Annotated in this window: 24 protein-coding genes; 14 read left to right on the plus strand and 10 right to left on the minus strand. The window is 71.0% G+C overall.

Annotated features, from left to right (window positions below; all coding sequences use genetic code 11):
- Nucleotides 1-581 precede the first annotated feature (581 nt).
- From pstS to pstB, 4 genes are all read left to right on the plus strand, one after another.
- The gene (gene pstS / locus AC07A6_RS38760) at nt 582-1,721 is read left to right on the plus strand and encodes a phosphate ABC transporter substrate-binding protein PstS (protein ID WP_362457872.1); all 1,140 of its coding nucleotides are present in this window, start codon (nt 582-584) and stop codon (nt 1,719-1,721) included.
- 127 nt (nt 1,722-1,848) lie between these two features.
- Complete coding sequence (pstC, locus tag AC07A6_RS38765; protein WP_362457875.1) at nt 1,849-2,838, plus strand: phosphate ABC transporter permease subunit PstC; 990 nt, start codon at nt 1,849-1,851, stop codon at nt 2,836-2,838.
- A complete protein-coding gene (pstA, locus tag AC07A6_RS38770) occupies nt 2,838-3,920 on the plus strand; it encodes a phosphate ABC transporter permease PstA (RefSeq protein WP_362457878.1) in 1,083 nt (360 codons plus the stop codon). Before pstC ends, pstA begins: the two co-directional genes overlap by 1 nt.
- Before the next feature lie 57 nt (nt 3,921-3,977).
- A complete protein-coding gene (gene pstB / locus AC07A6_RS38775) occupies nt 3,978-4,754 on the plus strand; it encodes a phosphate ABC transporter ATP-binding protein PstB (protein WP_125818757.1) in 777 nt (258 codons plus the stop codon).
- 115 nt (nt 4,755-4,869) lie between these two features.
- On the opposite strand, the gene AC07A6_RS38780 is transcribed toward pstB, so the two are convergent.
- Nucleotides 4,870-5,868 (minus strand): inorganic phosphate transporter, encoded by a 999-nt coding sequence (locus AC07A6_RS38780; protein ID WP_385763232.1) that lies wholly within the window; start codon nt 5,866-5,868, stop codon nt 4,870-4,872.
- Nucleotides 5,869-5,873: 5 nt separating this feature from the next.
- Nucleotides 5,874-6,494, minus strand: a complete 621-nt coding sequence (locus tag AC07A6_RS38785; protein ID WP_007265452.1) for a DUF47 domain-containing protein — start codon at nt 6,492-6,494, stop codon at nt 5,874-5,876.
- 193 nt (nt 6,495-6,687) lie between these two features.
- Between AC07A6_RS38785 and AC07A6_RS38790 the strand changes: the two genes are divergently transcribed.
- Nucleotides 6,688-7,002 carry a metal-sensitive transcriptional regulator gene (locus AC07A6_RS38790; protein ID WP_042801353.1) on the plus strand — a complete coding sequence of 105 codons (315 nt, stop codon included), beginning with the start codon at nt 6,688-6,690 and terminating at the stop codon, nt 7,000-7,002.
- A gap of 76 nt (nt 7,003-7,078) precedes the next feature.
- Here AC07A6_RS38790 and AC07A6_RS38795 read toward each other — a convergent pair whose 3' ends face one another.
- Nucleotides 7,079-7,231, minus strand: coding sequence for a hypothetical protein (locus tag AC07A6_RS38795; protein ID WP_362457947.1), 153 nt, complete (start codon nt 7,229-7,231; stop codon nt 7,079-7,081).
- A 147-nt stretch (nt 7,232-7,378) separates the two neighbouring features.
- Entirely contained in the window at nt 7,379-8,263 is an 885-nt protein-coding gene (locus AC07A6_RS38800) for an SCO4651 family lipoprotein (RefSeq protein WP_478780250.1), read from the minus strand.
- Between the two features lie 187 nt (nt 8,264-8,450).
- Between AC07A6_RS38800 and AC07A6_RS38805 the strand changes: the two genes are divergently transcribed.
- The gene (locus AC07A6_RS38805; protein ID WP_478780251.1) at nt 8,451-8,624 is read left to right on the plus strand and encodes a hypothetical protein; all 174 of its coding nucleotides are present in this window, start codon (nt 8,451-8,453) and stop codon (nt 8,622-8,624) included.
- A 100-nt stretch (nt 8,625-8,724) separates the two neighbouring features.
- The gene (locus AC07A6_RS38810; protein ID WP_478780252.1) at nt 8,725-8,967 is read left to right on the plus strand and encodes a hypothetical protein; all 243 of its coding nucleotides are present in this window, start codon (nt 8,725-8,727) and stop codon (nt 8,965-8,967) included.
- Nucleotides 8,968-9,269: 302 nt separating this feature from the next.
- Here AC07A6_RS38810 and AC07A6_RS38815 read toward each other — a convergent pair whose 3' ends face one another.
- From AC07A6_RS38815 to AC07A6_RS38835, 5 genes are all read right to left on the minus strand, one after another.
- Nucleotides 9,270-9,965 (minus strand): phosphatase PAP2 family protein, encoded by a 696-nt coding sequence (locus tag AC07A6_RS38815; RefSeq protein ID WP_362457895.1) that lies wholly within the window; start codon nt 9,963-9,965, stop codon nt 9,270-9,272.
- 203 nt (nt 9,966-10,168) lie between these two features.
- Nucleotides 10,169-11,188: a C40 family peptidase gene (locus tag AC07A6_RS38820; protein ID WP_478780253.1), complete on the minus strand. Its 1,020-nt coding sequence runs from the start codon at nt 11,186-11,188 to the stop codon at nt 10,169-10,171.
- Nucleotides 11,189-11,249: 61 nt separating this feature from the next.
- On the minus strand, nt 11,250-12,920 hold the full coding sequence (locus AC07A6_RS38825; protein WP_478780254.1) for a serine/threonine-protein kinase: 1,671 nt from the start codon (nt 12,918-12,920) through the stop codon (nt 11,250-11,252).
- 81 nt (nt 12,921-13,001) lie between these two features.
- Nucleotides 13,002-13,793 (minus strand): thioesterase family protein, encoded by a 792-nt coding sequence (locus AC07A6_RS38830; protein WP_386273831.1) that lies wholly within the window; start codon nt 13,791-13,793, stop codon nt 13,002-13,004.
- Nucleotides 13,794-13,844: 51 nt separating this feature from the next.
- Complete coding sequence (locus tag AC07A6_RS38835) at nt 13,845-14,453, minus strand: LysE family translocator (protein WP_362457907.1); 609 nt, start codon at nt 14,451-14,453, stop codon at nt 13,845-13,847.
- 59 nt (nt 14,454-14,512) lie between these two features.
- Here AC07A6_RS38835 and AC07A6_RS38840 point away from each other — a divergent pair, with 59 nt between their 5' ends.
- The 7 genes from AC07A6_RS38840 to AC07A6_RS38870 all read left to right on the plus strand — a co-directional run bounded on the left by AC07A6_RS38840 (nt 14,513) and on the right by AC07A6_RS38870 (nt 22,979).
- Nucleotides 14,513-15,328 carry a pentapeptide repeat-containing protein gene (locus tag AC07A6_RS38840; RefSeq protein ID WP_478780255.1) on the plus strand — a complete coding sequence of 272 codons (816 nt, stop codon included), beginning with the start codon at nt 14,513-14,515 and terminating at the stop codon, nt 15,326-15,328.
- 346 nt (nt 15,329-15,674) lie between these two features.
- Nucleotides 15,675-15,983: a hypothetical protein gene (locus AC07A6_RS38845; protein WP_008742356.1), complete on the plus strand. Its 309-nt coding sequence runs from the start codon at nt 15,675-15,677 to the stop codon at nt 15,981-15,983.
- Nucleotides 15,984-16,085: 102 nt separating this feature from the next.
- A complete protein-coding gene (locus AC07A6_RS38850; RefSeq protein WP_478780256.1) occupies nt 16,086-16,922 on the plus strand; it encodes a hypothetical protein in 837 nt (278 codons plus the stop codon).
- Complete coding sequence (locus tag AC07A6_RS38855) at nt 16,912-18,273, plus strand: hypothetical protein (RefSeq protein ID WP_478780257.1); 1,362 nt, start codon at nt 16,912-16,914, stop codon at nt 18,271-18,273. The genes AC07A6_RS38850 and AC07A6_RS38855 overlap by 11 nt, the downstream gene beginning before the upstream one ends.
- Nucleotides 18,270-19,829: an SCO6880 family protein gene (locus tag AC07A6_RS38860; protein WP_362457919.1), complete on the plus strand. Its 1,560-nt coding sequence runs from the start codon at nt 18,270-18,272 to the stop codon at nt 19,827-19,829. Before AC07A6_RS38855 ends, AC07A6_RS38860 begins: the two co-directional genes overlap by 4 nt.
- Nucleotides 19,830-19,848: 19 nt before the next feature.
- Complete coding sequence (locus tag AC07A6_RS38865; protein ID WP_362457922.1) at nt 19,849-21,267, plus strand: ATP-binding protein; 1,419 nt, start codon at nt 19,849-19,851, stop codon at nt 21,265-21,267.
- 2 nt (nt 21,268-21,269) lie between these two features.
- The gene (locus tag AC07A6_RS38870; RefSeq protein ID WP_478780258.1) at nt 21,270-22,979 is read left to right on the plus strand and encodes a type VI secretion protein; all 1,710 of its coding nucleotides are present in this window, start codon (nt 21,270-21,272) and stop codon (nt 22,977-22,979) included.
- Here the strand turns inward: AC07A6_RS38870 and AC07A6_RS38875 are convergent.
- Nucleotides 22,976-23,530 (minus strand): GNAT family N-acetyltransferase, encoded by a 555-nt coding sequence (locus AC07A6_RS38875; protein ID WP_478780259.1) that lies wholly within the window; start codon nt 23,528-23,530, stop codon nt 22,976-22,978. The genes AC07A6_RS38870 and AC07A6_RS38875 overlap by 4 nt on opposite strands.
- Nucleotides 23,531-23,771 lie beyond the last annotated feature (241 nt).

Genomic DNA, 23,771 nt, shown 5'->3' on the forward strand with positions numbered 1-23,771 from the left:
AGGTCCCCTACCCGCCCTTCGCCCGTTCCCCGGGCTGCGCCCGGACCCCCTGCGGGGGCTCCGCCCCCCCCACCCCCGCGCCTCAAACGCCGGCGGGGCTGGATATCCAGCCCGCGCGGCGTTTGAGCGCACCGGGGTCCGGGGCGGAGCCCCGGGGAACGGTGGAAGGGCGGGTAGGGGACCCCGCACCGCGCAGCGGCACGCCCGGCGCCGCCCGCCCACGTCTGAGACGCTGGACGGGGCGGCACGCGCCCGGGGAACCGGCGAAAACCGGCCACCCCGCCCGGCCAGGGCAACGGCCGGCGCAACGGCCCCGAGAGGGTAACGGCGGCATAACGGGCGGATAACGCCCGATTGCGCCCAGGTACAAACCACCCCATCCGCACCGGGCCGTCCGCCATGGTTCACCCCCCGTTCACCAAGCGCGGTCGACCGCTTCACCTGTTCTGCCTAATTTCGGTAGCGCACGGTGCGAGCCGATCGGGAAAACACGGCGCCGCACCACAGCAGCCCGTAGTCCTCTTCGCACGCCGCCCCGAACCAGAAAGCGGCCGGCGGCTCCTCGGAAGGAACACCCGAAAGTGAAGCTTCAGCGCAAGAACCGGCTTCGTGCCTCCGCCCTCGGGGCCCTCGTCGTGTCCGGCGCCCTGGTCCTCACGGCGTGCGGCTCGGACGACAACACGAAGACCGGCGCCGACGGCACCACCAAGGCCTCGGCCCCGGCGCCCGGCGACATCAAGTGCGAAGGCGCCAAGGGCAAGCTCCTCGCCTCCGGCTCCTCCGCGCAGAAGAACGCGGTGGACCTGTGGGTGAAGAACTACATGGCCGCCTGCTCCGGCGTCGAGGTGAACTACAAGTCCTCCTCCTCCGGTGAGGGCATCGTCGCCTTCAACCAGGGCACCGTCGGTTTCGCCGGCTCGGACTCGGCGCTGAAGCCCGAGCAGGTCGAGGACTCGAAGAAGATCTGCACCGGCGGCCAGGGCATCAACCTGCCGATGGTCGGCGGCCCGATCGCCATCGGCTTCAACGTCTCCGGCGTGGACAAGCTGAACCTGGACGCCGCGACCCTCGCGAACATCTTCAACGACAAGATCAAGAAGTGGGACGACGAGGCGATCAAGAAGCTGAACCCCGGCGTCACGCTTCCCTCCACCGCCATCCAGGCCTTCCACCGCTCCGAGGACTCCGGCACCACCGAGAACCTCGGCAAGTACCTCAAGGCCGCCGCCCCTGACGCCTGGACCTACGAGGCCGCGAAGAAGTGGCCGGCCCCCGGTGGCCAGGCCGCGTCCGGCTCCGCCGGTGTCGCCTCCCAGGTCAAGGCCGTCGACGGCGCGATCGGCTACTTCGAGCTCTCCTACGCCACCTCGCAGAGCATCAAGACCGTCGACGTCAACACCGGCGCCGGCGCCCCGGTCAAGGCCACCCCGGAGAACGCCTCCAAGGCCATCGCCGCCGCCAAGATCGCCGGCACCGGCTCCGACCTGGCCCTGAAGCTCGACTACACCACCAAGGCCGAGGGCGCGTACCCGATCGTCCTGGTCACCTACGAGGTCGTCTGCGACAAGGGCAACAAGGCCGAGACCCTCGGCACCGTGAAGTCCTTCCTCGAGTACACCGCCTCCGACGCGGGCCAGAAGGTCCTCACCGAGAACGGCTACGCGCCGATCCCGGCCGAGATCAACACCAAGGTCCGCGAAGCCATCAAGTCGCTCGCCTAGTCCCACCACTCCCGGCCCGGGCCGATCCCACCGATCGGCCCGGGGCCCGGGGCCCTCCCCCACCACCCGGGGGAAATCCGGTGCACCGCCGCCAGGGGGCCCGCCCCCCACAGAGACCGGAAAGACCATGGCTTCCACCACACCCACCCGCATAGAACCGGCTCCGCCGGTCTCCAAGAGCGCGAGGTCCACCGGCCGTGCCGGTGACAAGATCTTCGCCGGCCTCGCCAAGGGCTCCGGCGTCCTGCTCCTGGTGATCATGGCGTCGATCGCCGTCTTCCTCACCTACCGCGCCTCGCTCGCGCTGTCGAAGAACGAGGGCAACTTCCTCACCACCTTCGACTGGAACGCGTCGGCCAACCCGCCCGTCTTCGGCATCGCCGTCCTCCTCTTCGGCACCGTCGTCAGCTCGATCATCGCGATGGCCATCGCGGTCCCGATCGCCGTCGGCATCGCCCTGTTCATCTCGCACTACGCGCCGCGCAAGCTGGCCGCGCCCCTCGCGTACGTGGTCGACCTGCTGGCCGCCGTGCCGTCGATCATCTACGGCATCTGGGGCGCCCTCTTCCTGGTGCCGCAGCTGAACGGGCTGAACCTCTGGCTCGACGAGTACCTCGGCTGGACCTACGTCTTCGACAAGACCCAGGTCGGCGTCGCCCGCTCGCTCTTCACCGTCGGCATCCTGCTCGCGATCATGATCCTGCCGATCGTGACCAGCGTCAGCCGCGAGGTCTTCCTCCAGGTCCCGCGCATGAACGAGGAGGCCGCCCTGGCCCTCGGCGCGACCCGCTGGGAGGTCATCCGGATGTCGGTGCTGCCCTTCGGCCGCTCCGGCGTCATCTCCGCCTCCATGCTCGGCCTCGGCCGCGCGCTCGGCGAGACCATGGCCGTGGCCACCGTCCTCTCCCCGAGCTTCCTCATCTCGCTGCACGTCCTGAACCCGGGTGGCGGCACCTTCGCCCAGAACATCGCCGCGAAGTTCGACGAGGCCAACGAGTTCGGCCGTGACGCGCTGATCGCCTCCGGCCTGGTCCTCTTCCTGCTCACCCTGCTGGTCAACGGCGCAGCCCGCCTGATCATCGCCCGTCGCAAGGACTTCTCGGGGGCGAACGCCTGATGAGCCACGCAGTCCAGGACCAGCGCCCCGTCCGGGCCCGCAAGTCCTCCTCCCCCGCCGGCCTGACCCGCGGCGGCCTGCCCCGCTGGGCACCGGCCGGCACCGCCGTCGCCTCCGCCGTGCTCGGCAGCGTCATCGGCCTCGTCTTCGACCTGCACAGCAAGGTCCAGTGGGGCCTGATCGCCGCCCTGCTGTTCGTCGGGATCACGTACGCCTCCAGCGCGGTCGTCGAGAACCGCCGCCAGGCCAAGGACCGCGTCGCGACCTCCCTCGTGTGGGTCTGCTTCGTCCTCGCGGTCATCCCGCTGCTCTCGCTGATCTGGACCACGATCAGCCGCGGCATCAAGGCCCTCGACGGCGACTTCCTCAGCCACTCGATGAACGGCGTCACCAGCTTCGAGCAGGGCGGCGGCGTCTACCACGCGCTGCTCGGCACCATCGAGCAGGTCGCCCTGGCCACCCTGATCGCCGCGCCCATCGGCCTGCTGACCGCCGTCTACCTGGTCGAGTACGGCAAGGGCCGCCTCGCCAAGGCCGTGACCTTCTTCGTCGACGTCATGACCGGCATCCCCTCCATCGTCGCGGGCCTGTTCATCCTCACGACCTGGAACCTGGCGCTCGGCTTCGGCCCCTCCGGCTTCGCCGGCTCGATGGCCCTGTCGATCCTGATGATGCCCGTCGTGGTCCGCTCCACCGAGGAGATGCTCAAGCTCGTCCCGAACGAGCTGCGCGAGGCCGCCCTCGCCCTCGGCGTGCCGAAGTGGCGCGTGATCCTCAAGGTCGTGCTCCCCACCGCCATCGGCGGCATCGCGACCGGCGTCATGCTGGCCATCGCCCGCATCGCCGGCGAGACCGCACCGATCATGCTGCTGGTCTTCGGCACCCAGCTGATCAACGGCAACCCCTTCGAAGGCGCCCAGTCCTCGCTCCCCCTCTACATCTGGGAGCAGTACAAGGTCGGCAGTGAAGCCTCCTACGACCGGGCATGGGCCGCAGCGCTCGTCCTGATCGCCTTCGTCATGATCCTCAATCTGGTGGCCCGCGGCATAGCCCGCTGGAAGGCCCCGAAGACCGGTCGCTAAGAGCGAGCCCATTAGCGGCTCCGCCGCGGTGACCACATGAAAGCGAAGTGACCCCTCATGGCCAAGCGAATCGACGTCAGCGGCCTCTCCGCCTTCTACGGCAGCCACAAGGCCATCGATGACATCTCGATGACCGTGGAACCCCGCTCCGTGACGGCCTTCATCGGCCCCTCCGGCTGCGGCAAGTCCACCTTCCTGCGCACCCTGAACCGCATGCACGAGGTCACCCCCGGCGGCCGCGTCGAGGGCAAGGTGCTGCTGGACGACGAGAACCTGTACGGCCCCGGCGTGGACCCGGTCGCGGTCCGCCGCACGGTCGGCATGGTCTTCCAGCGCCCGAACCCCTTCCCCACCATGTCGATCTTCGACAACGTGGCGGCGGGCCTGCGCCTGAACGGCAGCTACAAGAAGTCCGAGCTGACGGACATCGTGGAGCGGTCCCTCAAGGGCGCCAACCTCTGGAACGAGGTCAAGGACCGCCTGAACAAGCCGGGCTCCGGCCTCTCCGGCGGCCAGCAGCAGCGTCTGTGCATCGCCCGCGCCATCGCGGTCGAGCCGCAGGTCCTGCTGATGGACGAGCCCTGCTCCGCGCTCGACCCGATCTCCACCCTCGCCATCGAGGACCTGATCGGGGAGCTGAAGGAGCGCTTCACGATCGTCATCGTGACCCACAACATGCAGCAGGCGGCCCGCGTCTCCGACCGCACCGCCTTCTTCAACCTCGCCGCCGTCGGCCAGCCCGGAAAGCTGATCGAGATCGACGACACGGACCGGATCTTCTCCAACCCGTCCGTCCAGGCGACCGAGGACTACATCTCGGGCCGCTTCGGCTAAACACCGGACCCCGCCTGGACGTCCTGCGGTGCTGCATGGCGGTGCCACCGCAGGGCGAAAGAAAAGGGCCGGCTCCCCCTGGGTGGGGGGAGCCGGCCCGCTTTCACATCCGCGCTCAGACGAACGCCAGGTTCACGATCCAGAAGCTGACCGCCGCCACCAGCGCCGCCGCCGGCATCGTGATGAACCAGCCCAGGATGATGTTCTTCGCGACGCCCCAGCGGACCGCGTTCACCCGCTTGGTCGCGCCCACGCCCATGATCGCCGAGGTGATCACGTGGGTGGTGGAGATCGGCGCGTGGAAGAGGAACGCCGAGCCGAACATGATCGAGGCACCGGTGGTCTCCGCCGCGAAGCCCTGCGGCGGGTCCAGCTCGATGATCTTGCGGCCGAGCGTGCGCATGATGCGCCAGCCGCCCGCGTACGTACCCAGCGACAGCATCACGGCACAGGCGATCTTCACCCACACCGGGATCGGGTCGCCGGCCGACTCCACGTCCGCGATGACCAGGGCCATCACCACGATGCCCATCGTCTTCTGGGCGTCCTGCAGACCGTGGCCGAGCGCCATGCCCGCCGCCGAGACCGTCTGCGCGATGCGGAAGCCGCGCTTGGCCTTGTGCGGGTTGGCCCGCCGGAACATCCACAGGATGACGACCATCACCAGGTAGCCGACCACCAGGCCGACGACGGGCGAGACGAACATCGGGATGACGACCTTCTCGACCACGCCCGACCAGATCACATCGGTCCCGCCGGCCAGCGCCGCGCCCACCATGCCGCCGAACAGGGCGTGCGAGGAGGACGAGGGCAGACCGAAGTACCAGGTGATCAGGTTCCAGACGATCGCGCCGATCAGGGCCGCGAACAGGATCCACATGCCCTTGTTGCCGTGCGGCGTCTCGATCAGGCCCTCACTGACCGTCTTGGCCACCCCGCTGCCGAGGAAGGCACCGGCCAGGTTCATCACGGCGGCCATCGCCAGCGCCGCGCGCGGCGTCAGGGCCCGCGTCGAGACGGAGGTCGCGATGGCGTTCGCCGAGTCGTGGAAGCCGTTCGTATACGTGAAGCCGAGCGCGACACCGATGGTCACGACCAGCGCAAAGGTGTCCACGAGGTTCAGGACTCCTTGACGGCGATGGTCTCCACCGTGTTCGCGACGTGCTCGAACGCGTCGGCGGCCTCTTCGAGGACGTCGACGATCTGCTTGAGCTTCAGCACCTCGATGGCGTCGTACTTGCCGTTGAAGAGCTGGGCGAGCAGCTTGCGGTGGATCTGGTCGGCCTGGTTCTCCAGACGGTTGACCTCGATCCAGTACTCGGTGAGGTTCTCCATCGTCCGCAGGTGCGGCATGGCCTCGGCGGTCAGCTCGGCCGCGCGCGCCAGCACCTCGATCTGCTGCTCGACGCCCTTGGGCAGCTCCTCCACGTTGTAGAGGACGACCAGGTCGACCGCTTCCTCCATGAAGTCCATGATGTCGTCGAGCGAGGAGGCGAGGCTGTAGATGTCCTCGCGGTCGAACGGCGTGATGAAGGACGAGTTCAGCTGGTGGAAGATCGCGTGAGTGGCGTCGTCGCCCGCGTGCTCCGCCGCCCGCATCCGCTCCGCGATCTCGGCCCGGGCGGAGGGATCCGCTCCGAGCAGTTCCATCAGGAGCTTGGAGCCCGTGACGATGTTGTCCGCGGATGCGGCGAACATGTCGTAGAAGCTCGTCTCCCTGGGGGTCAGACGAAATCGCACGTGAGGTCCTCGGGGTGCATTGGATTCGGTCAGGCTGATGCTAGGCGCATCCCCCGGCCACGGCTAACCGGCGGTTCCCCAGTGTCCTCCATCAGGCAGAGTGGGCATCACGGACCCCTGTCCCCCCGGCCTGGGCGAAGTACCCTATACCCATGAGGGGTATAACCCCTCTTTCCGGACCACGGGAGGACCGATGACCACCATCGAGGCGGAGGGCTCCGGAGCCGTCCACGGCTACCACCACCAGAAGGACGAGCACCTCAAGCGACTGCGCCGGATCGAGGGCCAGATCCGCGGACTCCAGCGCCTCGTCGACGAGGACGTGTACTGCATCGACATACTCACGCAGGTCTCGGCCAGTACGAAGGCCCTCCAGTCCTTCGCCCTCCAGCTGCTGGAGGAGCACCTGCGCCACTGCGTCGCGGACGCCGCGGTCAAGGGCGGCACCGAGATCGACGCGAAGGTGGAGGAGGCCACGAAGGCCATCGCCCGCCTGCTGCGCAGCTGAGGACCGGACCCGTCTCCCCGCCGGCCCCCCGGACGCCGTCCGGGGGCGCAGCCCCGGGGGAGCGCCCGCGTCGCTCCTACGGGCAGACGCTCATCAGCACTTCGTCGATCCGGTCCTGGCTCAGCCGGTCCTCGGCCGCCGCCGAGGCCGCGATGATCAGCTCACCGCACAGCTCGATCTCGGCGAGCGCCACGTGGTCCTGCACCGTCATGCCGCCTGCGGGAGTCACGCGTGTCACCTCTCTCTGCCGTCCTCGCCCGTCGGCGCTCGGCATCCCAGCCTAGGGAGCGGGCCCCGCTCCGCACATGACACGGATGGACCATTTCCGGATAGCGGCGCCATGGCCCGGAGGCACCGCTTCAGCCCGCCCGGTCGGCTATTCGGCGATCTTCCCGGCGTAAATGTCCCCGCTTGGGGGCAATACGACGGTCACCGGGGTCCCGAACCCGTAGAGCAGCGTGGTCGAGGAGACATCGATCACGCCATTCTTGACGTAGGTGAAGCGGTGCCGGACCTTGCGCAGCCGCCCCTCTTCGTCGAGGTAGGCGTCGAAGGGGACGCTGTCCTTGCTGAACCCTTTCGCCGCCGCCTCCAGGGCTCCCTTGATGCCCGGCGAGGCGCTCTGCGCGGCCCGCGCGATGTCCGTCGTACCCCGGTAGTGGCGGACCTTGGTGCCGGCCAGGTCGGTCTCGCCGACGTACGTGACCTCCTGCGCGCCCCGCAGCAGCTCGGCCGCGGCCACCGGGTCGGTGGCGCCGCCGGTGACGAGGTTCCCGTCGGAGAGGGTGGTGGTGTCGAGGCGGACCCACTTGTCGTCGGGGACTCCGGCGCCCCGGTTCTTCATGTAGAGCGCGCCGGGGATGAGCAGCTCGGTGATGGGCCGGTGCTCGGGCTGCCCCTTCACGTCGGCGGGGAGCATCACCAGCAGCTGGCCCATCCGCTTGCGGAAGTCGACCCCGCCCTCGCCCCGGATGGTCACCCGGGTGCCGCCGGTGGCCATCTCCATGGCCGTACGGGTCTGCGCGCTCCCGGCGGCGGTCAGCGCGTCGGCGGCGCCGCGGACCGCGGCGGCCGGGTCGCCCGGCGGCCGGTCGTCGCGGGCGCCCTTCTTGCTCCCGCCGCCCGGGCCGCTGCCGCCGTCGGTGCCCGTGCCGCTCGCCGCGCCGCACGCGCTGAGCGCCGCCACGGCCACCGCCGCACAGACGGCGAGCACCGCCTCACCCGCACGCCTTCTCCGTCGCCTGTGCTCGTGCACCACCATCGCCTGCCAACCCCCAACGCGTGACCGCTGTTTGCCCGAGGCCCCCACCCGCTCCGGTTAACGAGGTCCGGGGTTTCCCGTAACGGGCCGTCGAGTTCCGGGGCCCGTACCGGACGCGGCCGGACCCCGGTACCGTGGAGTCGTGGATCCGCACACCAAGGCGACCCCGGTCGCTCCGCTTACCTCTGTGCCCGACCCGCGAGACCGCGCGGAACCGGCTCAGCCGTCCGTCGGCCACTCCACCAGCACCGCGGAACGCGGCTCGTTCTGCCTGGCCGTGTGCAGCTGCGGCTGGACGGGGCCGGCCCGCCGCTCCCGTGACCTGGCCCGCAAGGACGCGGGCAGACACCCCGCGGGCTAGCCCCCCTCCTGCCCTCTCCCTGCCCTCTCCCTGTCCTCTCCCGTCCTCCGTTCGGACGTCCCGGCTGGCCGGGGGCCCGGGGAGCGGTTGCGCTGGTTCCATGCCAGGTACCGCACGCTCCCTCGCCGCCCTCTGCTGGGCGCTGCTGCTCGTGCTCACCCCGGCCGCGGCGGCCTGGGCCCGCCCGGTGGGCTCGGCGGACGGGCCGGCCGACGTGGCGCTGGCCATCGGGGCCACCGCCGCGGCCGCCGTGGCGACCGGGCTGTGGCTGCGTTCCCGCTACCGCCGCGACGGTACGCAGACGGAGCATCCGGGCGGGGGCGGCGAGGGCGGCGACCCGTGACCCCGCGGTCCCGGCCGACGGCGGTGCGGCTGTGCTTCGGCGCGGCGGGCCTGTGCCTGCTGGTGGCGCTGCTGCTGGCGCTCTGGAACCCGTGAGCCGCCGGTGAGGGCTAGGCCGTCTCTTTCGGATCTTGCCGGTTAAGCCCGCGTCGTCCGGTGCCGTGCATCGGCGCGTTGGCGGGGCGCCCTTGTACTGGACGTACTCGGGTGCTCCGCCAACGCGGCGAGGTGCGGTGCCGGGCGGCGCGGGTCTGGGGGCACCTCCCAGCGGTAGCTGGGGGAGCAAGATCCGGAAGAGACGGCCTACGCGGCGAGGTCGCTCTCGGCCGGACGCTGCGCCAGCTCGACGGGGCGGGCCACCACGCGCTCGCGGGCCCGTACGAGCACTCCGAAGCGGGGCGAGCGGGCGACGGCCCTGACCACCGGGGCGAGCGCCGCCATGGCGAGGGGGGCGAGGAGCAGGACGACGGCGGTGCCGAGCGCGAAGCCGCCGATGACGTCGGTGGGGTAGTGGACGCCGAGGTACACCCGGCACAGCCCCTCGGCGAGCGCCAGCCCGATCCCGACGAGCCCGAGCCGGCGGTTGACGAGGAACACCCCGACGGCGAGGGCCATGCCGAGGGTGGCGTGGTCGCTGACGAAGGAGAACCCGGAGCCGGGCGCGCCCGCGCCGCCGAGCACTTCGAGGCCGTCGTGCTGGAGGAACGGCCGCGGCCGGGCGACGAATCCGCGCAGCGGGACGTTCACGAGGAGGGCGACGGCGGCGGCGAGGGGGGCCCACACGAGCGCGGCGAACGACTCGGCGGCGGCCGCCTCGTCCTGCCGCCGGGCGCCGCGCCAGCACCAGAGCACGAGCAGGACCATGGCCAGCGGCAGTCCGTACGACCCGGCGAAGACCACGGCCCGGTCGAACCAGCCGGGGGCGTGCCGGGAGAGGGAGTTGATGCCGTACAGCAGGCTGACATCCACGTTCGGCCCACCGGTCGTGAGTCCAGCCATGCGCCACGGCCCCTTGCCTGCCTAGGTCCCCTGCGGGCGCACGACGGCGTGCGCCCCCTTCAGCCCCCCAGCCGATCGACCCCCCGTGTCCATGGAACGCCCGTTCTGCCTGGGACGTTCCACTCTCCACCGAATGATCACTCCAACGTTATCCAAGAGAGACTCATCACCGCAGCTCAGGGCCTGCGCTTCACAGAGAGTCGCTAGGGCTTGGAAGTTGACCCGGACCGCTCCGGAAGGGCTTCGGCGCCCTCCTTGGTCACCCGGGTCGCCCCGAAGTAGTCAGGGGTGTCGATCTTGTCGAAGCGGATGACGGCGCCGGTGAACGGAGCGTTGATCATGTAACCGCCGCCCACGTACAGCCCGACGTGCCGGATCGCCCGAGAGTTCGTCAGATCATCGGAGAAGAACACCAGGTCGCCGGGAAGGAGTTCCGCTCGGGAGGGATGCGACCCGGCGTTGTACTGGTCGGTCGCCACGCGCGGCAGCTCGATGCCGACGCTCTCGTACGCCGCCTTGGTCAGCCCGGAACAGTCGAACCGCCCGTTGTCCGCGGCCGTCCCGTCCCCACCCCACAGGTACGGCGTCCCGAGCTGCTTCTGCGCGAAGTACACGGCCCCGGCGGCCTGCTGGGCGGGCGCGACCCTGCCGACGGGCCGTTCGAAACTCTTCGCCAGGTCGGTGATCGACTTCACGTACCCCTGGGTCTCCTTGTACGGAGGCACCCCGCCGTACTTGATGACCGCGTACGCGCCCGCGTTGTAGGCCGCGAACATGTTCGACGTCGCGTCACCCGGAACACGCGCGACGTCCTTGGCCAACTGGCAGTCGTACGAGGCGGCCGACGGGATCGCATCGTTGGGATCCCAGATGTCCCGGTCCCCGTCACCGTCACCGTCGATCCCGTGGCCCGCCCAAGTGCCCGGAATGAACTGCGCGATCCCACGGGCGTCCGCCGGACTGACCGCACGCGGGTCCCAGCCGCTCTCCGAGTAGAGCTGGGCCGCCAGCAACGCGGGTGTGAGCGCGGGACACAGCGTGCCCCACTTCTGCACGAGACCCTGGTACTGCTGCGGCACCGCGCCCTTGGCGAGCCCGAGCGGCCGCCCGGCCGCACCGCCCACGAGGCCGGCCGCGGCCGAGTAGGTCCCCACCACGATGAGCACGAGGAAGCCCAGACAGAGCCCGAACCCGATCCCCCCGACCATCCAGAATCTGCGCATCCGTCAACACTCCCCCATCCCATCCGCTTTCACGTGCGAACTGCCCGTGTCGTTGACCGGACTACCCCACTCGGAAGCCCGAGCAGTTGATGCTCTCGTACTTCTGGGGGTCATCCTCGACGTGATAGAAGACCAGCGTCCAGTCCCCCGGGTCGTTCGTCAGGGGCACGGCGGGGTACGTCTTGCCGTTGATGTGATCCGCGAAGTCGTCCGGGTACTTGAGGGTCAGGAACTCCCCGGAGGGCCAGTTCCCGTAGATGTCGATCGGCTTGCTCGTGAACCCGACCGCCTTGTTGTCCACCTTGAACGGCTTGCCCGACCTGTCCAGGTCATGGGGGGCCCTGACGGCCACCGACACGTAGTACGGCTCGTGCTTGGTCGGGCTCATCTCCGCGTACTTGATCCGCATCTCGATGGTCACCGAGTCGCCCGTGACCTTGGCGGACGTCTGCATGTCGGCGCCGGGCGGCTTCTTGTCCGCCGAGATGTTGCACAGGCCCACTCCATGGACGGCCAGGGCCGGATCCGCCGAGGGCTTCCAGAAGTAGTGCGAGATCTGGTTGCCCTCGATGTACTCGGCCGGGGGCTTGGGCGCGCCGGGCGTGGACGCTCCACCACCGGAGGCCGGGGCCGCCGGGCTCTGCGCGGGCGAGCCCGTGACGCCCTTGGAGCCACCCCGGGCCTGCTCCCCCTGGCCGCCGGCGCCGTCGAGCGGAAGGAGCTTCCAGGCAGCCAGCGCGAGTGCGGCGAGCACCGCCACTCCAGCGGCGGCCCACACCGCAGGACGACCCGCACGACGCGCCGCCGCCACTGTGGCTGCAGACTGCGTCGGTACGTACGGGTACCCCGGGCCCTGCGTACGCATCTCGTGCAGCGGCACCGGCTCCCCGAGCGCCAGCAGCGCCGTGTACACGGGGTCGTCCACCAGCGCGTCCCGCACTCCGCACCGCCGTATGACCTCCGAAGGATCCGGCCTCTCGGCCGGATCCTTCGCCACGCAGGCCTCGATCAGCGCCGCCAGGCCCGGCTCCACGCCGGCCACGTCGACCGGCTCGTGCACCGCCCGGTAGCCCACGGTCGAGGCCACCCCGGTCCCGAACGGCGGGCGGCCGGTAGCCGCGTACGCGAGCGTCGCACCGAGCGCGAACACATCGGCCGCGGCTCCGGTCTCGCCCCCGAGCAGCACCTCCGGGGCGGTGTACCCAGGGGTGCCCGGCGCCTGACCGTCCTGCGTGAGGGCCGTCGCGCCGACCCCGCGCGCGATGCCGAAGTCGATCAGCTGCGGCCCCTGCGCGCCGAGGATGACGTTCTGCGGCTTGAGGTCCCGGTGGGTCACCCCGTACGCGTGGACGCTCGCCAGGCCCTCGGCCAGTGCCGCTCCCAGACGCCGGCACGTCTGCACGGGCAACGCACCGCGCGCGCCGATCGCATTACCGAGCGTGGGGCCCGCCACGTACTCGGTCGCCAGCCAGAACGGAGCCGCCTCCAGCGAGGCGTCGATCAGGTTGGCCGTGTACGCCGACCGCACGGCCCTCACCGTATGGGCCTCCCGCCGGAAACGGGCCAGCGCCTCCGGATGCCCGGTGATCTCCTCGCGCACCACCTTGACGGCCACGAGCCGTCCGCCGGGCGACCGCCCGAGGTAGACCTGCCCCATTCCACCGGCCCCGAGCCGGGCAAGCAGCACGTGGCTGCCTATGTGAGCGGGATCGGTGTCCCTGAGCGCCTCCATCCCCCCGAGCCTGCCATACCGACTCCCGGCAACCGAACGGGGGTTGACTCGGTGACATGCACGGCCGGCACGTGGGACGGCTCAGCGCTCGGCCACGAACAGGCTCTGCGCCCCCCGCCCGATCGGCCCCTTCTCGTCGTGCAGGCGGGAGTCCGCGAGGCCGATCCCGGCCGCGTCCACGCTCGTACGGGCCTCCACGCACACCCACTCCCCCACCGGATGGCGGTGCAGGTGGACGGTGAGGTCGCCGTTGACGAAGACGAACCGGCCGAAGTCCATCACCGCGCTGATCCCGTTCCCAGAGTCGGCCGCCACCAGCACCCGGTCCAGCGGCCGGACCTCCTCCCCCGCCACCAGCGGCACCCGCATCCGCATCCAGCAGGTCCCCGGCCCCGGCTCGACGAAGGCGCCCTCCGTGAACCGGGTCTCCACCGAGGAGTGGTAGCCCGTCTCCCACGGCACCGGGAAGAACGGCGTCACCCCCACCTCCCCCGGCGGCGGCAGCACCGCCGCCGGGACCACCGCCGGCACCGGCTCCCCGGCCACCCGGATCCGCAGCGCCCGCGCCAGCATCACCGGGGCCCCGCCCGCCGGGGCCAGCGCCGCCTCGACCACCTCCGTGCCGCGCCCGGACCGCAGCACCGAGGTGGTCACCTCCAGCTCCCCGATCGGCACCGGGCGCAGGATCTCGTACGTGATGCGGGCGATCCGCATGTCGGCCCGCGCCCCCGGCCGCTCCTCGACGGCCCGCCCGAGCAGGGCGGCCGGCGGCCCGGCGTGCTGGGAGCCCGGGTCCCACGGCCCGCGCGTCGCCTCGGTGGCGAGGAAGCGGCCTTCGCCGAGCCGCTCGTAGAACCCGTCTTCAGCATCCATGCCGCCGCACGTTACCCACAGGTAACCCCGGGCACCAGCCCTCCCGACGACTCAGCGCGCGAAGCCCAGCCCGACCCCCAGCCCCACCAGCACCGACCCGATCGCCCGGTTCAGCGCCTTCTGCGCCTTCAGCATCCGCTCCCGCAGCCGCGAGTTGGAGAAGAACAGCGCCACCGCCCCGAACCACACCAGGTGCGCCGCCGCCATGAACAGCCCGTACCCCGCCTGCTGCCACCCGGACGTCCCCGGGTCGACCACCTGCGTGAACGTAGACACCACGAACAGCGTCGTCTTCGGATTCAGCACGTTCGTCAGGAACCCCGACCGCAGCGCCCCCACCCGCGTCAGCGCCGGCCCCGACTCCAGGTCCACCGTCAGCTCCGCCCGCGCCCGGAACGTACGGATCCCGATCCACACCAGGTACGCCGCGCCCGCCAGCTTGATCGCCGTGAACAGGGCGGTCGACGAGGCGATCAGCAGACCCACCCCGAGCATCGTGTACGACACGTGCACCAGCACCCCGGCCGCGACCCCCGCCGCCGCGAACAGACCCGTGGGGCGCCCGTACAGATAACTGTTCCTGACCACCATCGCGAAGTCCGCACCGGGACTGATCACGGCGAGCAGGGTGATGACGGCAACTGCGATCACTTCTGTCATGCACGCGATGCTCCCCGCCCCCGCCACACGGATCAAGGGACTCCGGGGACAATGAAGGGGTGTCCACCACCGCACTCCCCCTCCTCCAGGCCGACTGCTCGAACTGCTTCGCCCTGTGCTGCGTCGCCCTGCCCTTCGCCAAGTCCGCCGACTTCGCCGTGAACAAGGCCGCCGGCACCCCCTGCAAGAACCTCCGGCAGGACTTCCGCTGCGGCATCCACACCCGGCTGCGCGACCAGGGCTTCCAGGGCTGCACCGTCTTCGACTGCTTCGGCGCGGGACAGCAGATCTCCCAGGTCACCTTCGAGGGACGCGACTGGCGCACCCACCCCGAGACCCGCGAGGCGATGTTCGAGGCCTTCCCCGTCATGCGGCAGCTGCACGAGCTGCTCTTCTACACCGCCGAAGCCCTCACCCGCCCCGCGGCCGCCCCCGTCCACCCCGCCCTGCGCACCGCCCTCGCCAAGACCGAGGCCCTCACCCGCGCCGACGCCGCCACCCTCACCGCCCTCGACGTCCCCGCCCTGCGCCAGGAGGTCAACGCCCTCCTCCTCAAGACGAGCGAGCTGGTCCGCGCCAAGACCCCCGGCCGCAAGAAGAACCACCGCGGCGCCGACCTCATGGGCGCCCGCCTCTCCGGCGCCGACCTCCGCGGAGCCAACCTGCGCGGCGCCTACCTGATCGCCGCCGACCTCAGCCGCGCCGACCTGCGCGGAGCCGACCTGATCGGCACGGACTTCCGCGACGCCGACCTGCGCGGAGCCGACCTGCGCGACACCCTCTTCCTCACCCAGGCCCAGGTCAACGCCGCCCGGGGCACCCCCGACACCCGCATCCCCCCGCACCTCACCCGCCCCGCCCACTGGGCCGCGTAACACCCCGTCACCGGCAGGAAGGCCCAGCCCCCGGCGCCCGCACAGCACCCGTGCGCCCCTCACGCCCCCGTACGCTCCCCCGCCGCCCCGGCCTCCCCCCATTAGCCCGAACGGCCGCCCCTCACACGGCCCCGCGCACACCGGGCCGACAATCATTGCCCGGGGTCACCCCCCGTGATACACAGAGTGACCTGCTCAGGGTGCGCATACGGGGCGCGGGCCGAGAGAACGGGTAAAGAGACCGGCCAAGTCGGCGACGGCGCCGGTTTCATCAGCGAAGATAGGGCGTGACCCCTGCCGTCGGGCACGGGCTACCGGAACTACCCATACAGGGGCGGTGAGTTACATGATCCTGGCAGCCGAAAAGGGCGACATCACCACCATCATCGGCGGAATCGCCCCGAACTGGGGGCCGTTCGGCAGTCTCGGCAACGAAGCGAAGGTCATGATCGAGGTGGTCATGGCCGTAGCGATCCTCCTCTGCCTCGGCATCGCCATCTGGGGCGCCGCCAAGCAGCGCATCGGCGCGACCGCCCTGCGCGACACCTTCAGCGCGGAACAGGGCAAGGGCCTGATCGTGGCCGGCCTCACCGGAGTCTTCATCATCGGCTCCCTCGGCACCCTCTTCACGATCGTCTACGGGATGGCCGTCTAGCCGGACCGCAGCACCCGGCCGCACCCTGATGAGGAATCACCACACCGCGCCTGAGCGGGAACGAGCGCTACCGTCGTACGACGCGGAGGGGGCGGACACGCAATGAGCAACGACGACCAGTACGGCGGCGGCACCGGCCACGCCGAGGTCGGCGGCACGGGCCAGACCCGCACCCGCCTCCCCGACCCGCCCTCCGACCCGTACGGCGGCCCCCGCCGCACCCCCCGCTCCTCCCGCGGCCTCATCACGGTCGTCGGGGTCGTCGTCCTGCTCATCGCCGCCATCGCCTTCGCCAACCGCTCGGGCGACACCCAGGACACCACCACCTCGGACAAGGCCCCGGACACCACCTCAACGGCCCCCACGGGCACCACCCCGGTCACCACCAAAACGGCCGGCATCCCCAAGGGCTTCGCCCACGACGAACAGGGCGCCCAGTCGGCGGCCGCCAACTACGCGGTGGCGCTCGGTTCCGACGGCATGTTCGACGCCACCCGCAGGAAGACGATCGCCCAGGCCGTCTACACGCCCGACACCGCAGTGGCACGCCTCGCCGAACTCGACCGGCTCTACTCCGACCCGGCGTTCCTCGGACGGATCGGCCTGGAAGCCGGTGGCAAAGCGCCCAAGGGCATGCTGTTCGTCTCCCGCACGAACCCGGCCGGCACCAAGACCGAGAAGATCGACGGTGACACCGCAACCGTCTCCGTCTGGTCCTCGTCCCTCTTCGGCCTCGCGGGCGAAGGATCCAAGACCCCGGTCTCCGAGGGCTGGTACACATACACGTTCGAACTCCGGTGGATCAACAACGACTGGTGGGTCTCGAACTTCACGCAGAAGGACGGCCCGACCCCGGTCGGCCGCGACCAGATGGCCTCATCGGCCGAGGACATGTCCGCAGCCGTGTCGCAGTTCGGAGGCCTCACCTATGCGCGCTGACATCCGCCGCGGCATCTCCCTCACCGGCGCCGTCGCAGCCGTCCACACCACCCTCCTGCTCCTCGCGACCCGTGCGATGGCCGCACCGACCCCGCCCCCCAGCACCCAGGCGACGCCCGGAGCAACCCCCGGAGCGACACCCACGGGAACCCCGCAGGCCAGCAACAACCCCTGCGAACTCATCAAGGCCCCCGCGAGGGACTACTGCGAGAACGGCAACGGCCCCGCGTCCAGCGGCGCGCCGCGCACCGGCCTGACTCCGGGCGACCCCGGCACCGACGCCATCAACCCCCTCGCCTCCCTGGCAAAAGGCTGCGCCGACGCCGCCGCCTGGATCGTAGGCAAACTCAGCGAAGCCGTGAAGTCCACCGCCAACGTCGACTTCACCAACGCCGCCTTCCTCCAGCAGTACGCCGTCGTCTTCGCCGCCTCCACCGTCCTGACCCTCGTCCTCTGGCTCCTGGCCGTCGCCAAGCGCGCCATCCGCGGCGTCCCCCTCAGCACCGCCCTCTCCGAAGCCATCGGCTTCCTCTGGCTGACCGTCCTCGCCTCCGCCTTCACCCCCCTGATCCTCTACACCGTCGTCTCCGCCACCGACGGCATCACCGAGGTCATCGCCTCCGCCACCGGCAGCCAGACCGACGTCTTCTTCGGCTCCTTCTCCGAGGCCCTCAAAAAGGGCGACGACATCGGCGGCGGCCCGATCATGCTGATCGTCGTCGCCCTCGTCACCGTCCTCGCCGCCGGCGTCCTCTGGCTGGAGCTCGTCATCCGCGCCGCCCTCCTCTACGTCGGCGCCCTCCTCGGCACCGTCGTCTACGCCGGACTCGTCGACCGCAACATGTGGGGCCACGTCCGCCGCTGGGCCGGCATCATGATCGCCGTCATCCTCGTGAAGCCGGTCATCGTGATCGTCCTCGGCCTCGCCGGCGCCCTCGCCGGCGACAAGGGCCCCAACGCCTTCTCCGCCGTCGTCTCCGGCCTCGCCATCATCCTCCTGGCGATCTTCGCCTCCGCGATGATCTACCGCTTCGTACCCGGCTTCGGCGACGAGATCGCCTCCGCCCGCTCCAACCGCAAGCAGGCCACCGACGGCGCCCAGGCCGCAGCCGTCATCAGCTCCCCGGCCTCCCTCGTCTCCCAGGGCATCAAGACCCACAGCAGCCGCGGCGGCGCACACCGCGCGAGCGGCGGCTCCGGCGGCGGCGACGCCAACCAGATCTCCGGAGGCATGGCCGCCCACAGCAGCCGCCGCTCCGGCAACGGGTCCGGCGGCGGAAGTGTCCCCTCCGTCGCGCCCCCGCCCCGCACTGGCTCGAGTACGAGGAACACAGGAGGTGACGGGCGTTGACGACCCAGTCCCACCAGCTCCACCCGGTCGCGCCCCGCCGCACGTATCTCATCGGCCGGGCCCGGCCGAACGCGATCGTCGGCAAGAACCGCGAAACCGGCGAAATCGCACTGATCATCACCGGCGCCTTCTTCGGCATGATGAGCGGCCTGCTCGTCCCCGACCTCACCCTCCGCATCGTGAGCCTCGTCGGCTTCCCGCTGCTCGCCCTCGCCGCCGTGTACGTCCCCTACAAGGGCCGCACCTTCTACCGGTGGTTCGAGATCAGCCGCAGCTACAAGCGCACCCTGCGCCGCGGCACCACCTACCGCTCCGGCGCCGTCGAAGCCGGCACCCGCGCCGCCGACGGCCGCGAGGTCGAGATCGGCCCGCCCCCCGGCATCGGCCGCATCAACTGGCTCGCCGCCCCCTTCGGCCCCGACGAGATCGCCGTCCTCCTCCACGCCGACCGCAGAACCGTCACGGCCGCCATCGAGATCGAAGGCCCCGGCGTCGGCCTGCGCGACAGCGAGGACCAGGAAGCCCTCGTCGACCGCTTCGGCACCCTCCTCAAGCACGTCGCCAACGGCGACGGCTTCGTCACCCGCCTCCAGATGCTCGCCCGCACCCTCCCCGCCGACCCCGACGCCCACGCCAAGGACGTCGCCCAGCGCGGAGACACCACGGCCCCCACCTGGCTGCGCGACTCCTACGACCAGCTCCAGTCGATGGTCTCCACCTCCTCGGAGCAGCACCGCGCCTACCTCGTCGCCTGCATGCACTACACCCGCGAGCTCGCCGCCGAGGCCAACACCATCGCCCGCGCCGGCAGCACCAAGGGCCGCAAACTCGACCGCGACGCCGGCCTCGCCATCGTCATGGCCCGCGAGCTCACCGACATCTGCGCCCGCCTCGCCGAAGCCGACATCCGCGTCCGCCAGCCCCTCGGCCAGGGACGCCTGTCCTCCCTCGTGCACTCCATGTACGATCCGGACCACCCGATCGACCACATCCAGGCCATGACCAAGCGCAATGCCTGGCCCGCAGAGCTCGACGCCGTGGAGCCCACCTACCTCCAGGCCAAGACCCGCGAATCCTCCACCCGAGCCCCCTGGTGCCACGCCACCGCCTGGGTGAAGGAGTGGCCGATGACCCCCGTCGGCGTGAACTTCCTCGCCCCCCTCCTCGTCCACACCCCGGACGTCATCCGCACCGTCGCCGTCACCATGGACCTCGAACCCACCGAGATCGCCATCGAGCGCATGCTCACCGAGAAGACCAACGACGAAGCCGACGCCTCCCGCGCCGCCAAGATGAACCGAACCGTCGACCCCCGGGACATCGCCGCCCACGGCCGCCTCGACCAGAGGGGTGAAGATCTCGCCAGCGGCGCTGCCGGAGTCAACCTCGTCGGGTACATCACGGTGTCCTCGCGTTCACCCGAAGCCCTCGCCCGCGACAAGCGCACCATCCGCGCCTCCGCCGGCAAGTCCTACCTGAAGCTCGAATGGTGCGACCGCGAGCACCACCGCGCCTTCGTCAACACCTTGCCGTTCGCCACCGGCATCCGACGCTAGCTGGAAGGGAAAAGCCGCCATGCGAGATCCCATGTCCGCGCTGACGGACGCCTTCACCAGCTTCCTCTTCGGCAAGGTCGAGACCACCCGGCTGCCCGTACGCACCTCCACCGGCCAGGCCCAGGCCGTCTACCTGCCCACCGCCGCCCCCGGCCTCGGCGACTCCGGCGTGATCATCGGCCGCGAGGTCTACAGCGGCAAGGGCTACATCTACGACCCCTTCCAGCTCTACGGCCAGCAGCTCCCGGCCCCCCACTGGCTGGTCCTGGGCGAATCCGGAAACGGAAAATCAGCCCTCGAAAAGACCTACGTCCTGCGCCAGCTCCGCTTCCGCGACCGACAGGTCGTCGTCCTCGACGCCCAGGGCGAGGACGGCGTCGGCGAGTGGAACCTCATCGCCCAGCAGCTGGGGATAACCCCCATCCGCCTGGACCCCATCGCCGCCAACGACGACGGGATCCGCCTCAACCCCCTCGACCCGGCGATCACCACGACCGGACAGCTCGCGCTGCTCCGCACCATCATCGAAGTCGCCATGGGCCACGGCCTCGACGAACGCTCCGGCTTCGCCCTCAAGGTCGCCCACGCCTACGTCGTCGACACCATCACGGACCGCCAGCCCGTCCTCACCGACATCGTCGAACAGCTCCGCCACCCCGAAGCCGAATCCGCCCAGGCCATGAACGTCGACATAGACGACGTCCGGGCCTGGGGCCTCGACGTCGCCCTCGTCCTCGACCGCCTCGTCGACGGCGACCTCCGCGGCATGTTCGACGGCCCCACGACGGTCGGCATCGACCTCGACGCCCCGCTGATCGTCTTCGACCTCTCCCACATCGACCGCAACTCCATCGCCATGCCCATCCTCATGGCGATCGTCGGCGTGTGGCTGGAACACACCTGGATCCGGCCGGACCGCAAGAAGCGCATCTTCCTCGTCGAAGAGGCCTGGCACATCATCAACAGCCCCTTCGTCGCCCAGCTCTTCCAGCGCCTCCTGAAGTTCGGCCGCCGCCTCGGCCTGTCCTTCGTCGCCGTCGTCCACCACCTCTCCGACGTCGTCGACGGCGCGGCGGCCCGCGAGGCCGCGGCCATCCTCAAGATGGCCTCGACCCGCACCATCTACGCCCAGAAGGCGGACGAAGCCCGCGCCACGGGCCGCGTCCTGGGCCTCCCCCGATGGGCGGTCGAAATCATCCCGACCCTCACCCCCGGCATCGCCGTCTGGGACGTCAACGGCAACGTCCAGGTCGTCAAACACCTGATCACCGAAACCGAACGCCCCCTCGTCTACACCGACCGCGCGATGACCGAGTCCTCCTCCCCCCAGCAGCTCCCCGACGACCTGCTGGCCGCCGAACTCGAAGCGGAGGAACGAGCCCTGTACATCGAACGCCAGCGGGGCTCCGGCCCCGGATCAGCGACCACGGTGGCCTGACCATGCCCGACGCGAGACGTACGGAGCCCCCCGCCCGAGCCGGCGGCGTCCCCGACGGGGTCCTCGTCGGCCTCCTGGCCTTCCTCCTCGGCCTCGCCGTCCTGGTCTGGTCCGCCACCGGCCTCGCGGCCCTCTTCACCAAGGGCTCCTGGCCGTCCAACGTCACCTTCACCCGCACCCCGGGGGCCGTCCGCGCCCTGATAACGCAACCCCACGACATCCCCGGCGCCTGGCCCGACACGGACCCCGCGGCGCTCTCCGGATGGGGCCTGTTCTGGGGCCTCTTCATCAGCCAGCTCCTGGTCCTGCTGGTCCTCACGATCTTCACCCTGGGCGTCGTGGCCCGCACGAAGGCCCGCCGCACCCGAGCCAAGCACCACCACGACCAGGCCCCGGAAACCGACGCACCCCGCGCCGACGCGGCACCGGCCCCCGCCCCGGACGAGAGCCGGAGCGCGGGCCGCACCCGCACCCCGGGCCGACTCCCCGACCGGGCACCGGCCTCCGCACCGGGCCCGGAACCCGCCTCGACGCCGGCGTCAGCCGCGGGCAACGCCCCGGCCGCCGACCGCGCCACCATCCCCGGGCCGGCCCGGACACAGCCCCACGCCCCGGCAGAAACCGCCGCAGCCGCACACGCCCCGGTCTCCGCACCAGCACCCGCACCCGGCGCCCCGCCCCGGAAGCCGACCCCGGCCCGGTACACGTCCCTCGGCAGCACCCCGGCTCCGGCCGGGGACGCCTACCGCTACGGCTTCGGCTACGCCCCGGCGAGGCCCGCCGCCTCCGCCCCGGCCCCCCGCCTCGCCTACGCCGACCCGGCCGAACGCCACCGCCTCGCCGCCCAGGCCCTCTCGGCCGCGGAGGGCGCCGCCCTGGTGGTCACCTCCTCCCCCGCCCTGTGGGCGGAGACCAAGGACGCCCGGGCGAAGCTCGGCCCGGTCCTCCTCTACGACCCCTCGCACCTGTGCGACACCCCGGCCCGCATGCACTGGAACCCCGCCGACGGCTGCGCCGACCGCGACACCGCCGCCGCCCGGGCGGTCGCCCTGCTGGCCCCCGTACGCCCCCAGGCCCGCATGGACGGCGCCCTCGCGGACACCGCCGAGACCCTCCTGCGCAGCTGGCTGCAGGCCGCCGCCCTCGACGGCCTCCCGTTCAAGCAGCTGGCCCGCTGGGCCCAGGGCACCGCCGCCCAGGACCCCGTACGCCTCCTGCGTACCCACCCCCAGGCGGCCCCCGGAAGCGCCGGCGAGCTCGAAAGCGCGCTCACCGCCCACCCCGAACGCCGCGACCAGGCCCAGCAGCTGACGGCCCGCGCCCTGTCCTGCCTGACCTCGGTCCACATCCGCGAGGCCTGCAAACCGAACCGCACGGATTCGCTCACCCTGGCATCGTTCGCCGCCGAAGGGGGCACCCTCTACGTGCTGGGTGAACCCCTGGAGGACCCCCGCACCCACCCGGGTGCGATGCCCCTCCTCACCGCCCTCGCCGCAGACGTGGTCGAGCACGGCCGCCGCATGGCCGCACGGTCATCCCACGGCCGGCTCGACCCACCACTGACCCTGGTCCTGGAGGACGTGGCGGCCGTCGCCCCCGTCCCCCGGCTCCCGGACCTCCTGGAGGACGACGCCCTCCCCCTCCTAGCCCTCTGCCGCAGCCGCGAACAGGCCCGCTCCCGCTGGCCGGAGTGGCCCGCCGACGCCCGCTAGGGGCGGTCGATCACGTACTCGTGCTCCTTCGCGGTCGGGTCGCCCGGCTTGGGGATCACCAGCCCGCTCGCCCTGAACCCGAACCGCCGGTAGAAGCCGCCGGCCCGCTCGTTGTGCTCGTGCACGAAGAGCCGTACGCGGTCCAGCACCGGCTCCTCCCGCGCCCACACCCACTCCAGGGCCGCCGCGAACAGCGCGTCGGTCAGCCCGCTCCCCCGCTGCCCGGGACGCACGAACACCCCGACGACATGCCCCTGGTCGGCCGCGATGACCTGCTCGAGGAAGTCACGGTCGCCTTCGGCCTCGATGAACACGGTGACGGACCCGTCCCACTGCCCGTCAGGCGCCTCGGCGACGAACTGCCGCACGTGCACGCCCTCCGCCGCCCCGGCCGCCCGGTCCTGCCAGAACCCGTCGGGCTTGGCAGCGGCCTCCTCAACGGTCTCCAGGAACGCCACGGGCGCCGCCGGATCACTCAGCGCGGCCAGCCGCAGTTCCTTGACCTTCTGCCATTCGTCGGCCCGCACGGGCCGGATCACATGCTGTTCCATGCACCGAATCCAAACGCCCGTCTCACTGCAGGTCAACGCGATATCCGTTGGAGCTGTCGCCCGGTCCAGGGCTGCCGGGTACGGGAATCAGCAAGGTAACCGGCGTAGCCACCTCGGCCACATCCGCCATATCCATGACCGAACCCTAAACGCAGAAAAGCCCCGCACCAGAAGGTGCGGGGCTTTCCCACAATGATTGTTCGGCGGCGTCCTACTCTCCCACAGGGTCCCCCCTGCAGTA

The organism is Streptomyces sp. NPDC044002, assembly GCF_056434525.1.